At 67.3% G+C, this 12,171-nt stretch carries 14 protein-coding genes and 1 pseudogene; 6 read left to right on the top strand and 9 right to left on the bottom strand.

The features are described 5' to 3' along the window. Positions 1-308 precede the first annotated feature (308 nt). Genes MKK67_RS12815 through galE form a run of 3 tightly spaced genes read right to left on the bottom strand, consistent with a single transcriptional unit; the run spans position 309 to position 3,996 of the window. Positions 309-1,739, bottom strand: coding sequence for a mannose-1-phosphate guanylyltransferase/mannose-6-phosphate isomerase (locus MKK67_RS12815; protein ID WP_243965299.1), 1,431 nt, complete (start codon positions 1,737-1,739; stop codon positions 309-311). Between the two features lie 55 nt (positions 1,740-1,794). After that, the gene (locus MKK67_RS12810; protein WP_243965294.1) at positions 1,795-2,943 is read right to left on the bottom strand and encodes a glycosyltransferase; all 1,149 of its coding nucleotides are present in this window, start codon (positions 2,941-2,943) and stop codon (positions 1,795-1,797) included. 60 nt (positions 2,944-3,003) lie between these two features. Then, positions 3,004-3,996 (bottom strand): UDP-glucose 4-epimerase GalE, encoded by a 993-nt coding sequence (gene galE / locus MKK67_RS12805; protein WP_243965288.1) that lies wholly within the window; start codon positions 3,994-3,996, stop codon positions 3,004-3,006. A 689-nt stretch (positions 3,997-4,685) separates the two neighbouring features. Here galE and MKK67_RS12800 point away from each other — a divergent pair. The 3 genes from MKK67_RS12800 to MKK67_RS12790 all read left to right on the top strand — a co-directional run bounded on the left by MKK67_RS12800 (position 4,686) and on the right by MKK67_RS12790 (position 6,132). Continuing rightward, positions 4,686-5,465, top strand: coding sequence for a sugar transferase (locus MKK67_RS12800; RefSeq protein WP_243965285.1), 780 nt, complete (start codon positions 4,686-4,688; stop codon positions 5,463-5,465). Positions 5,466-5,588: 123 nt separating this feature from the next. Then, complete coding sequence (locus tag MKK67_RS12795; protein WP_243965283.1) at positions 5,589-5,819, top strand: hypothetical protein; 231 nt, start codon at positions 5,589-5,591, stop codon at positions 5,817-5,819. 31 nt (positions 5,820-5,850) lie between these two features. Next, on the top strand, positions 5,851-6,132 hold the full coding sequence (locus MKK67_RS12790; protein ID WP_243965280.1) for a hypothetical protein: 282 nt from the start codon (positions 5,851-5,853) through the stop codon (positions 6,130-6,132). A 265-nt stretch (positions 6,133-6,397) separates the two neighbouring features. On the opposite strand, the gene MKK67_RS12785 is transcribed toward MKK67_RS12790, so the two are convergent. The 4 genes from MKK67_RS12785 to MKK67_RS12770 all read right to left on the bottom strand — a co-directional run bounded on the left by MKK67_RS12785 (position 6,398) and on the right by MKK67_RS12770 (position 9,234). Further along, a complete protein-coding gene (locus MKK67_RS12785; RefSeq protein WP_243965278.1) occupies positions 6,398-7,144 on the bottom strand; it encodes a collagen-like protein in 747 nt (248 codons plus the stop codon). 323 nt (positions 7,145-7,467) lie between these two features. After that, entirely contained in the window at positions 7,468-7,770 is a 303-nt protein-coding gene (locus tag MKK67_RS12780) for a hypothetical protein (protein ID WP_243965276.1), read from the bottom strand. A 237-nt stretch (positions 7,771-8,007) separates the two neighbouring features. Then, complete coding sequence (locus tag MKK67_RS12775) at positions 8,008-8,499, bottom strand: MucR family transcriptional regulator (protein WP_243965274.1); 492 nt, start codon at positions 8,497-8,499, stop codon at positions 8,008-8,010. A gap of 492 nt (positions 8,500-8,991) precedes the next feature. After that, positions 8,992-9,234 (bottom strand): hypothetical protein, encoded by a 243-nt coding sequence (locus MKK67_RS12770; RefSeq protein ID WP_243965271.1) that lies wholly within the window; start codon positions 9,232-9,234, stop codon positions 8,992-8,994. 620 nt (positions 9,235-9,854) lie between these two features. Between MKK67_RS12770 and MKK67_RS12765 the strand changes: the two genes are divergently transcribed. Beyond that, positions 9,855-10,826 (top strand): metallophosphoesterase, encoded by a 972-nt coding sequence (locus MKK67_RS12765; protein WP_243965270.1) that lies wholly within the window; start codon positions 9,855-9,857, stop codon positions 10,824-10,826. Positions 10,827-11,086: 260 nt separating this feature from the next. Next, on the top strand, positions 11,087-11,242 hold the full coding sequence (locus MKK67_RS12760) for a hypothetical protein (RefSeq protein ID WP_243965268.1): 156 nt from the start codon (positions 11,087-11,089) through the stop codon (positions 11,240-11,242). Here the strand turns inward: MKK67_RS12760 and MKK67_RS12755 are convergent. After that, positions 11,210-11,374, bottom strand: coding sequence for a hypothetical protein (locus MKK67_RS12755; RefSeq protein ID WP_243965267.1), 165 nt, complete (start codon positions 11,372-11,374; stop codon positions 11,210-11,212). The genes MKK67_RS12760 and MKK67_RS12755 overlap by 33 nt on opposite strands. Before the next feature lie 149 nt (positions 11,375-11,523). Next, a complete protein-coding gene (locus tag MKK67_RS12750; RefSeq protein ID WP_243965264.1) occupies positions 11,524-11,745 on the bottom strand; it encodes a hypothetical protein in 222 nt (73 codons plus the stop codon). A 285-nt stretch (positions 11,746-12,030) separates the two neighbouring features. Between MKK67_RS12750 and MKK67_RS12745 the strand changes: the two are divergent. Next, a pseudogene (locus tag MKK67_RS12745) lies at positions 12,031-12,171 on the top strand (histidine kinase dimerization/phosphoacceptor domain -containing protein); the annotation flags it as partial.

Here is a 12,171-nt window from a genome sequence, read left to right as displayed (position 1 = left end):
AAACTCCGTGTCTCGTTCTTCCGCTACCTCGGCGACCGCCTCGGAATTCCAGACGGTGACGCGATCCCGCCCCTCCCAGACCTCGTCAGAAACGCCGCAACGGTCTGAACGCCCGGATATCTGCCCCGGTTACCGTTCCCGATTGCAACGCGATCGGGAACGGCTCTAGACCAATGGGCGCCGAAATGCTCCGTTGCAGCCGCGCGGGCGGCATCCGGGGATCGACGAGACTTCCGGAGAGTTCCTTCCGAGGCCTTCTGGAACCGGCGCCACGAAACCGCACCCGGTGAAGGCCGCTCGGGCGCGTTTCAGCGCCCGTAGATATCCTCGACGCGGATGATGTCGTCCTCGCCCGTATACGAGCCAACCTGGACCTCGATCAGCTCCAGCGGGATCTTGCCCGGGTTGGCCAGCCGGTGCATCGACCCGATCGGCAGGTACACCGCCTCGTTCTCGTGGACCAGCACGACCCGGTCGTCCACCGTCACCTCGGCGGTGCCGCGCACCACCACCCAGTGCTCGGCCCGGTGATAGTGCTTCTGCAGCGACAACCGTCCTCCCGGCACCACCTGGATCCGCTTCACCTGGAACCGCTCGCCGATGTCGATCCGCTGGTACCACCCCCACGGCCGGTACATCCGCAGATGCGCGTCCGCCTCCGGCTCTCCCGAGGCCCGCAAGGCGTTGACCAGCTGCTTGACCTCGCCCGAGCGCGCCTTCGACGCCACCAGCACCGCGTCCGGGGTCGCGACCACGACGATGTCCTCCAGCCCGACCACCGCGGTCAGGCCGCCGCCCTGGCTGTGCACCAAGCTGTTCTTCGTGCCGATCAACGACACCCGACCCCGCACCGCGTTGCCCGCCTCGTCGTGGTCCAGCACCTGCCAGACCGCGTCCCAGGTCCCGACATCCGACCACGCGAACGACACCGGCAGGACCCCCGCCCGGGCGGTCCGCTCCATCACCGCGTAGTCGATCGAGATCTTCGGGGCCTTGGCGAAGGCGTCGGCATCGAGCCGCACGAAGTCGAGGTCGGTCACCGCGGCCTCAAGTGCGGCGCGGGCGGCATCCAGCACGTCCGGCACAAAGGCTTCGAGCTCGGCCAGCATCAGGTCGGCGCGGAACAGGAAGTAGCCCGAGTTCCACAGCGCGCCGTCAGTGATCAGCGCCTCGGCGCCGGCGCGATCCGGCTTCTCGACGAATTTCTCCACCCGGGCGGCGCCCTGCGCCTCGGTGATCGGCGCGCCGCGGCGGATGTAGCCATAGTCCGAGGCCGGGCGGGTCGGCTCGATGCCGAGCGTCATGGTGTAGCCGGCCCGCGCCCCCACGGCGGCGGCCTTCACGGCGGCGACGAAGGCCTGGGTGTCGGGCACGACATGGTCGGCGGCCATGATCAGCACCACGGCCTGCGGGTCGATCGCGGCGGCGTGGAGGGCTGCCACCGCCACGGCGGCGGCGCTATCGCGGCCCTGGGGTTCGAGCACGATGTCGGCGGCGATCCCGCACTGGCCGCACTGCTCGGCGACGATGAACCGGGCCTCGGCCGAAGCGATCACGGTCGGCTTGGCGAACACAGCCGTGTCGGCGACCCGCTCGAGGCTGGCCTGAAACGTCGAGGTCTTGGCATCGACCAGCCGGGCGAACTGCTTGGGCATGCTCTCCCGCGAGGCCGGCCACAGCCGGGTGCCCGTGCCACCGCACAGGATCATGGGATAGACCGTATCGATAGGCTCAGGCATCAAGCTCAATCTTTCGCACGAAGATAGGGTACGGATTTAAAACGAGACGATCAGTTTAAACTCGATTCAGCAGGTCGAGCTGTCCACCCGCGATCACGGGGCGGTGCCCCTGTTCGCCCCGGGCGAGGACACCGTCAATGAACTGCCCCATCGCGTCTGTGAAGCGTGCGACGCTGAACTCGGCAGCGCGGCTGATCAGGGCGTCGGGCCTCGGCGCGATCGCCTTGCAGCGTTCGATGGCGTCGATCAGCGCCTCTACCGATTGCTCGTGGAAGAACGTACCAGTCACCCCTTCCTGCACCGTCTCCGTTGCGCCGCCCTTCCCATATGCGATCACCGGCCGCCCGCTCGCCATGGCCTCCACGGGCACGATCCCGAAATCCTCTTCGCCGGGGAAGATCAGGGCCTGACAGCGGGCATAATGGTGTTTCAGCACCGCGAAGGGCTGCGGGCCGAGCATCGTGACATGCGGGCCGGCCAAGCTCCGCAACTCGCGCAGCATTTCCCCGCCGCCGATCACTACCAGAGGCTTTTGGAGACGGTTGAACGCCTCGATTGCCAATTCCGGACGCTTGTAGCGGACCAGCTCGCCGACCATCAGATGGTAATCCCCGAGCTCCTGCTCCGGAACCGCACCGAACGCATCGGTATCGACCGGGGGATAGATCACGGTGGCGCTACGCCGATAATAGGTTTCGATCCGCCGTGCGACGGTGGCGGAATTCGCCACGAACTCGTGGACGCGGCTCGCCGAGATCGCATCCCAGTTCCGGATGTAATGCGCGGCCGGCGGCATCAGGAGGCGGTTCAGGAACCCCGTCCGCTCGCGATAATCGTGGAACATGTTCCAGACGTAGCGCATCGGGGAATGGCAATAGCAGATGTGGGTCGAATTCGAGGGCGGGATGATGCCCTTGGCCGGCCCGGACTCGCTGCTGATCACCAGATCGTACCCGCGCAAATCGAGCTGCTCGAGGGCCATCGGCATGAGCGGCAGATAGGACTTGTAGCGCGTCGCGGAAAACGGAAGCCGACCGATGAACGAGGTCTGGATCCGATGGGCTTTTATGAGCGGCGAGATCGAATCCGGCGCATAGGCATGGGTGAAAATGTCGGCCTGCGGGTACATCTTGCAGAGCGCCTCAACAACCTTCTCACCGCCTCGCATGCCCACAAGCCAATAATGAACAATGGCAACTCGCATTCAGGCAACCTCTATCAGGATTCATGGCTTGAGGCCGGCATTAGCACGCTTTAGCGCCGCTCAGACCCGATTGCGCGTACTGAGTTTATCCTCCCAGGCCAGTGCCTGGGCGACGATGGCGTCGAGGTCGTCGTGGCGCGGCTGCCAGCCCAGCCGCGATCGGATCCGCCCCGCCTCCGCCACGATCCGCGCCGGATCGCCGGGCCGGCGCGGGCACAGCCGCACCTCGAAGTCCCGCCCCGAGATGCGCTTGACCACCTCGATCACCTCCAGGACCGAGTAGCCCCGGCCGTAGCCGCAGTTCAGCGTCAGGCTCTCGCCGCCCCCGCGCAGGTGGTCCAGCGCCACCCGGTGCGCCTCGGCTAGGTCCGAGACCTGGATGTAGTCGCGCAGGCACGAACCGTCCGGGGTCGGGTAGTCGGTGCCGTAGACGTCGAGGCGCTCGCGCCGCCCCAGCGCGGCTTGCGTGGCCACCTTGATCAGGTGCGTGGCGTCCGGGGTCGATTGCCCGGAGCGTCCGGCCGGATCGGCGCCCGCGACGTTGAAGTAGCGCAGCACCACGTAGGTGAAGCCGTGGGCGGCTGCCGCGTCGGCGATCATCCACTCGCTCATCAGCTTGGAGCGGCCGTAGGGGTTGATCGGGTTGAGCGGCAGGTTCTCGGGCACCGGCACCACCTCGGGCTCGCCGTAGACGGCGGCGGTGGAGGAGAAGATCACGTGGCGCACGCCCGCCCGCGTCGCGGCCTCGATCAGGGCGCGGGTCTTGACGGTATTGGCGAGGTAGTAGCCGAGCGGATCGGCGACCGAGTCCGGCACGACGATCCGGGCGGCGAAGTGGGCGAGCGCGTCGATGCGGTGCTGCAGGATGGTCTGGGTGACCAGCGCCTGATCGGCGACGTCGCCGACCACGAGCTTGACGCCCTCGGGCACGGCCCAGTCGAAGCCGGTGGAGAGATCGTCCAGCACCACGATCTCGTCGTGGCCGGCATCCAGCAGCGCCAGAACCATGTGGCTGCCGATATACCCCGCCCCACCCGTCACCAGAACCGCCATGTCATCTCTCCAAACTCGCCGGACCACACCGGTTTGAGCGCTTATTGAGCGCTTATACGGAGCCGTTACACGGCTCGATGATCGGCAACGCTCCAAGCCGAGGGAATCGATCCGTTTTCGCCGCCCATCGATGAACGGATTCCTCCAACCGCCGCTCGGCGCCGAGCACGCGGCTTCGATGGTGAGACGGCAAGCGCCAACGCCGACGCTTCAGCGCCTCACGAAGGCTAGACCTCGCCGACGCCGATCGAGCCGACACCCCGAAGCGACATGCGTAGTTTGCACCGATGCGACCGCTGGGACGCCCCCGCCGGCTCCCGCCCCCCTTGCAAGCTGAGCGTCAGCCGAGAGCGAGGTCTATGACGGCGCGAGGCGGTAAACAGTCGCGCGATTTCTATTTTGCGTGCACCGCACCAAAAGAAAAGGCGCTCTCCAGCCATAGATGGCTATACCGAAACTATACAGCCACATCCCGATATCGCCGCCTCAACAGCGCCGTTCCTTCCCTCCTGCGCGCCAATGCCCATCCTAATCCCCTCAGCTACATTGCATAGCCGAATGATAATAACAGACACTAGACTGTGATTCTCCATATAGCCCAGCTTGTAACAGCGTCAATAATTCGTTATAAATAGGTATTAAGAATTTGTTAACTATCTTCTCGTCATCAGCCTTCAGGAAGCGAGCCCATGTTGCGCGAGGCCGGCCCACCCCTCTCCCCCCTCGCTTCTGCGCCGCACCATAGGGTTGAGATGTCCGATGTGGCCGATCAGATTGCGGGTCAGGTGAGCGGGGCGGCCGAGGCGGTCGTCGAGGCGGTGCTGCCGGAGACGCCGTTCGTGGCCCGGGGGCTCAGGCTCGACTGGGCGGCCAAGCGCGGGCTCGACATCGGGGTCGCGGCCACCGCCCTGTTCCTGCTGCTGCCGCTGATGCTGGTGATCGCCGCCCTGGTCTGGGCCGGCGACCGCAAGGCGCCGATCTTCCGCCACACACGGCTCGGCCGCGACGGGCGCTCCTTCGGCTGCCTGAAGTTCCGCTCCATGGTCGCCGACGGCGAGGCGGTGCTCGCCGCCCATCTCGCCGCCAGCCCGCGCGCCCGGGCCGAGTGGGCGGCCACGCACAAGCTCAGCGACGATCCGCGCATCACCGCCATCGGCCAGGTGCTGCGCAAGACCTCGCTGGACGAGCTGCCCCAGCTCTGGAACGTCCTGCGCGGCGAGATGAGCCTGGTCGGGCCGCGCCCGATCGTCCAGGCCGAGGTCGCCCGCTACGGCCGGGCGTTCTCGACCTGCTTCGCGGTGCCGCCCGGCGTCACCGGCCTGTGGCAGGTCTCGGGCCGCTCGGACACCACCTACGCCGAGCGCGTGGCGCTCGACCTGGATTACGCCAGCCGCTGGAGCCTGCGCCGGGATCTCGCGATCATGCTGCGCACGGTGCCTGCGGTGCTGGCCCAGCGCGGCAGCAAGTAGCGGCTTCGGCCGAGACGCGGGGCGACCGCAGGACGTCGCCCGCGGACGAGCACCGGACCATCCGGGCCGGGATCGGTCCGGCGCCGGGGCCGGTGCGGGGACGGGATCGCCGACGGGATCGTCATGAAGGGTCTGCTGCTGAACGCGCTGCTCGGGGTGGGTCTGGGGCGGTTCGGCTCGGTCTGGGGGCTGCCGGTGTTCCTGCCGGTGGTGGCGGCCGAGCTCGCCTACGGGTTCCAGATCCATCACCTCAGCCTCAGTGGCGGGCTGCGGCGCGGGGTGGCGCTGCTGATCTGCGGCCAGCTCGGCTTCCTGCTCGGCGCGCTGCTGCGGCCGCTGCCGGGCGAGGGGTGAGGCAGCGGGCGCTCCCTGACGGATCCGGCTGGTGAACGAATTGCTAACCGATACGGCCGCGCCCGAACTTGTGGCGCAAGGGGGTTCAGTCTTGGACGAGAACGATCCGCACTGGGACGCCGACCCGCTCTGGTACGACCGGGCGGAGCCGGAGGCGGCGCCTGGCCTCGTGCTGGAGGGTCTGGCGTATCTGGTCCTGCTGCTGCTCGCCGGGATGGCGTGCGGGGTACGGGTGTACCGGCTCCCGGACGTGCTGTGGTGCCGGGCCGCGGCCTGGCTCGCGCGACGGACCACAGGCCCGCGCCGATCGTGAGATAAACGGCCCCTCGCTTATGGGATCGCGGGGCTCGATAGTGCCCGTCCGCGCTTGGGATTCTTCGACTGGGCTGGGCGAAGGGCCATCGCTCGGGTCCCAAAGCCATCCCGTTCCTCGACCGTCACGGCCACATCGTGCCGGTCGCGATCGCCGACGAGAGCCCCGGCATCCGCGCGGGATCCTCCGGCACGCGAGCCGGTGAGAGGACCGACGGAACGGGCCGGCTGATGCGCCTTTCACCTTGCCGAGGCGAACGCCTGCGTCACCGCTTTGCGCAGATGGCCCGGGCCTTCATGGCGGTCGGGGCCGCCCCCATGGCGAAGCAGTAGATGCTGCTCTCGTCCATGGCTGGACGCTCACCGCCGCTGCAGGTGCCGTTCACGGCAAACTCCTCGGACGCGCAGGAGGCGACGCACCGTCCGCCTGCGGTACACTCCTCGACCTGGACCCGCAGGGCGACGGTAGCGGTTCCCGGCTTGCCCTCGGGACCGGCCGGTCCCGCCGGGCCGCGTTCGCCAGCCGGGCCTTTCGTGCCTGACTGTCCCGCGGGGCCGGGCGGCCCAGGAGGACCGGCCGGGCCGAGATCGCCCTTCGCGCCACGCTCGCCTTGCGGCCCTTCCGGACCTTGCTGACCGGCCGCCCCCTGCGGACCGCGCGGGCCGACCTCGCCCTTGGGCGTGTTCGCCGCCAGCATCACGGGGGCCGGGTGCGACGGCGCAGCGGCCTGCTTCACGGGCGCTGGCCGGGCGCAATAGCCGACAACGGCCTGCCGGCTGATCGCCTCGGATTTCAGCGTCACCACGCAGGTTTCCGGGTGATAGGGGATCCGGAACGCGAAGCGCCCGTCCTGGTCCGCCCGCGTGTCGAACTTGTCGTCCAGCACGACACTGGCCGCGCGCGGCGGCGCCAGAGTGCCGAAGACCCTGAGATCGCCGTTGGAGATCATCGCCATGTCCACGGCGATGTCGCCGGCGGCCCACGCGTCCGATGACGCGAGGCAGAGCGCCAAGACCAGAATCGATCGCCGAGCCATCCTGCAAACCCCCAAATTCCCGGATTGGGTAGGACTCGGCATAGCTCGGCTCTATCGGGCCGCGACGTACATATTTCGGCGCAGCCGCGGGCGGACGAGACCTGTTCTTAAGGCGAAGGATGGGTAGGCACCGCCCCGGTCGGCGGGGCCGCCCCTCGCCGATGACGGGACGATCCGATGCCGTCGCGGCATCGCGAGGCCTTTGCCATACGGTTGGGCGACTGCTCCGGCTCTCCTGCACCGAGGCCGCGGGACGCTCGGGCAGAGCCATCATCGCCGATGCGTCGGCTCGCGAGAGATCACACCAGGAGGTTGAGATATCGGGCTGCGATATAGGCGGCCAGCACCAGGACGACGATGCCCGCACCGCTGAACAGGATGGCGAGCCAGCGATCGAAGACGGCGGCGTCGCTATCGGCCTGACGGGTCGCGCACGCGACGCAATAGGTCGTGCCCGCGCGGATCGTCTCGCCGCAGGATCGACAGATGGTGCGTGCCGTCGGTATCGATCTTTCGTTCGGCATCGCGCGGGTGAATACCAGTTCGGTGTCGCCGATCGCAATTCCTGGGACGCACGCGGTCTGAATCAGCGACACAATCACGCGCGAATTGATCGTGGGGGCGTTCCGCGCGGAACGCCCCCACGGTTTCATGCCTTCCGAACGGCGTGTCGCGGGCTCCCGGTGATCGCTTGGTGATCGTTCTGCCGCGGCGAGCGAAGCGAGGCCGTTGCGTCGGCCGCTACGCCTGCACGTCTCGCGCGGCCCTGGATCGCGTCGCTTCGCGCGTGATGATAGCCGAGTTGAGGGAAGCCGCGGCGTCGCTCCGGAGCCCGTCTATCAAGCCGACTTCGTCCGGCGTTGGACCTTGGGCTCCGCGCGACTCGGCTCGTCGCCGGCTGAAGCCCCTCTGCTTGGCCGCCCGAGGCCGATCGCCTTCGCCAGGGCGGATCGCCGTTCGGCATAATCCGGCGCGACCATCGGGTAATCCCGCGGCAGCCCCCACTTCTCGCGATAACCCTCCGGCGTGAGGCCGCGGCCGGTGAGATGCCGTTTCAAGGTCTTATAGGGTTTGCCGTCCTCGAAGCTGATCAAGGCATCGCGGCCGACCGAGCGCCGGATGTCGGCGGCGGACAGTTTCTCGACCGGGCCCTCTGCAACCGCAGGCGCCGGACCATGTCCCTGCGCGGCCGCCTCCACAGCGGCGTAAACACTCGTGAGAAGCCTGGGCAAATCCGAGACTTGAACATGATTATTGGAAACATAGGCGGTCACGATATTTGCCGTTAGATGCCTGACATCGAGAGGCCGCGCTTCGAGATCGTCGTCCATCGCTGACTCCTGGCGGCACAACCTTTGTCATACCTTGGGGCATCTACGAGGGACGCGTTGATCCGTTCCGGTTTTCTGCGATGGAATTCATTGAGCGTTAACGACGCGTGTCCGGTGCGGCAATCGGCGCGGCGTTCGTTAACGGATAAGATCTTTTGTTCGATCACGAGCGCTTCGATGGCGCCGATATTTTTATCAATGCAAGCCGGTGGGTGTTTCTACAGGGATCGCAGCGCTCCAACGAATCCCGAGATCAAATCAGATCTTCGAACGTCGCCGATGTTCAGGCGGCGGTCACCCTCATAACATGGGCACGCAACCTGTGTTGCTTATGCAAAGACTGGATCCAAGGGCATGTTGTCCTGCTTGACGGCATGCGGCTGCGGGCCGGATGGCGTCCCGTCCAGGCATGACCCGCCAACGAATGTGAAAGCGGGCAATCGCGCTGCGTTCCGACCGCCGCGGCCGAGAGGCCCTCAACGCGGCAGCGGATCAGTCACTCATCGCCAGGGCGTCGGTCACCAGTCGATTGACCAGAGCGTCGCGTCTTGCTTGGCGCAGCACGATGCGGGCGGCCGCACGCGCATTGGCGGCGCGCAATGCGCCCTTCGGGGCGCCATCGCGCAGGGCGCGCCACGCCATCGCGCGAAACCACCGGGCATTCGCCAAGGCGATGGTACGACGGTCGAGGACCGACCCGCAGGCGGGCGGCTCGATGGAAAAGGCGGTGTGCATGAATTCAATCCTGGACAGCAAAGATACGCCTGCCCGCGAACTGAAAGCCTCATGACATGCTCTTTTTCTCGGATCAATACTTATTTAACGGCGAATTCAAAATTTTCGATCGGGACGACGGCGGAGATTGGCGCATCGCGCCCGGATCGAGGTCGTCTGCCTGTCGTCCGAATACGGAAGATCTGACCTCCGGTCGAATACATCTGCCTCGTATCAGATTTCACCGGTGCCTTCGGGCGTTTCGTTTCTGACGAAAAACAGAAAACCACACGTCGTCGTAATCGTCTGCCCTGTCGTGATCCGATGACGGCGACCTTGAACCCAAGCAACGTGACCCGTCGGATGACATCGCGTTTCGCTCACGCGCGCGCGAGGCCGTGCGCGTATCCCGTCACGCCCACTCTGCTTGCAGTTTGTGGCCCTGTGCTGGGATCACCGGCCGCGATGACTGCAATGCCGGTCCGGCCCTCCGTATCAACTCCGATTGCGGCCGTCGCACGAGCCTCGCCTGATTGGTGCGTCGCCCGTACGCCGCCGGTGTCGGCGTCTGATGGCTGCAATGCCGGAGACGAAGCCGGGCCGTGCTACGCAGGCTTCGATCCGAGCCGAGCCGTCCGCCGATGTTGACCCGCCGCACGCTTCTGTCCCGACCGACCTTGGCGGCCGCCTGCGCGGCGGCCGGAAGTCTCGCGAGCGGCGGCTACGCGACGGCGTTCGAGCCCCATCGGGTGCAGGTGACGCATTACCGGCTGTGCCCGCCACGATGGCCGGCCGGCCTGAGGATGCGAATCGCGGTGCTCACGGATGTCCACGCCCATCCCCGCTGCATGGGCGAGGGCGCGATCGCCGATGTCGTCGCGCGCACCAACGCGCTCGCCCCCGATGTCACGGTGCTGCTGGGGGATTACGGCTCTCAGAGCCGCGGCGCCGTCCCGTTCGAGACGGTGGCGAATCTCCTGCGCGGATTGCGGGCACCGCAGGGGGTGTACGCCATCCAGGGCAACCACGATTGGGGGGACGATCGCGCGGCGCTCCGGCGCGGCCACGGCCCGACCCGCGCCGAGCGCGCCCTGCGGGCGGCCGGCATCGCGTTTGTCGAAAACGCGGCCGTGCGGCTCGATGTCCCCGCCCCGCTCTGGCTGGTCGGCCTCGAGAGCGAGGCGACGCCGGGCCGTGATTTAAATCCGGAGCGCCTCGACCGGCAGAGGTCGGAGATCCTCGCGCGGGCGCTTCGGGATGTGCCCGCAGAGGGAGCCGCGATCCTGCTCGCGCACGAGCCGGATCTGTTCGCCACTGGACTCGACCCGCGGATCGCGCTGACCCTGTCCGGCCATACGCATGGCGGCCAGGTGCGGATCCTGGGCTGGTCGCCGTGGATCCCGTCCCGGTACGGGCTGCGCTACGCCTACGGCCACATCGCCGAGGCGGGGCGGGACCTGATCGTCTCGGCGGGGCTCGGCTCGCATTTCGTGGCGGGCCGGCCGTTGCGACTGGGCGTGCCACCGGAGATCGTGGTGGTCGATCTCGAATCTGTCTCGGAGGGCGATGTTACGCAGCCGGTCTTCGTCCGCGGCTTGGGCGGGGCGGCGTGACCGTTGCCGGGGCTCCGGGCGGGTGGACGAGGCGCCAGCGATTCGCCGATCAACGTCGGAAGACGCCGATCGACGCCATGATTGTCCTGTTTAGTTCAGCCATAATGGCCAATTGCGCAAAATAAATGCACATTGCCTGCTGTAGTGCCGGTAATATGCCACTATATTGCCTAAACCCGGTCGCTCCATGAGGCCGGTGAGGAAACGTCAAGCTTTCGCGTGCACGAAGGTGCATCGATGGCGCTTGAGAGGACACGATCATGCACTGGGCTGCCGTGATCCTCACCGCCTATGCGGCCGGTCTGGTCGAGTTCTGGCGGCTGTGCCGCGACGCTCCGCTGATGCCCGATGAGGCCGCCCGGCCGTATCGGGTCGAGCTGGAGTCAGCCGAACAGCCGCGTCACCACCCAGCCTAGGATTCCGATCCAGCCGACCACAACGAGCAACACCACGCTCAGGATCGCGGTCGAGCCGTAGCGCGCGAAGAGGCGCTGGCCGAGGCTCCGGTCCCGTCCGGCCGGTCCGGTCTCGCTCGGTAATGTCGTCATCGGCCCAGCCATCCCTCTGTACCAAGAAGCCATGGCCTCCCGCACGGGTTCCGCGACGATCGCCGAGCTAAGCCGCGGGTTAGACGGCCAGGGGCTCAGTGGCTCGCGCCTCAAAAGCACGCGCTAGAGGTCTATCGCCTTCAGCTGGCTCACGATCGGCGTGGTCCTGCGGTGCGTCGCGCGAGCCAGTCCGCGGCCCGGCACCACAGCACGTCCGGGAGCCGGTACGCCCGTACCCCGCACGCCATCCCGGCGAGCAGCAGCAGGACCAGATACGCCAGACCCTCCAGCACGAGGCTAGGCGCCGCCTCCGGCTCCGCCCGGTCGTACCAGAGCGGGTCGGCGTCCCAGTGCGGATCGTTCTCGTCCAAGACTGAACCTCCTCGCCCCGTAAACCTCGACGCGGCCGTATCGGTTAGCAATTCGTTCACCAGCCGGATCCGTCTGGGAGCGCGCGCCGCCTCACCCCTCGCCCGGCAGCGGCCGCAGCAGCGCGCCGAGCAGGAAGCCGAGCTGGCCGCAGATCAGCAGCGCCACCCCGCGCCGCAGCCCGCCAGTGATCTCGGGGGCGCGAAGAGCGGACGATGGAAACGGCCCGAGGGGCCATACCAGTCGCGGCCGCCCCGCAGAACCCGTCGCGCCGCCCCGGACCGGGGGAGCTGACGAGCCTGCTCGCCGAGAAGGAGCGCCTGCTGGAGCAAAAGGATCTGCTGACCCGGGAGATCGACCACCGGGTCAAGAACTCGCTGCAGATCGTCTCGGCCTTCCTGCAGATGCAGCGCCGGCAGATCACCGAC

Origin of the sequence: Methylobacterium sp. J-072, from assembly GCF_022829425.1 — a bacterium.
Lineage (GTDB): Bacteria > Pseudomonadota > Alphaproteobacteria > Rhizobiales > Beijerinckiaceae > Methylobacterium.
The sequence above is the reverse complement of the archived record's forward strand: the minus strand, read 5'-3'. Positions and strand labels throughout refer to the sequence as shown.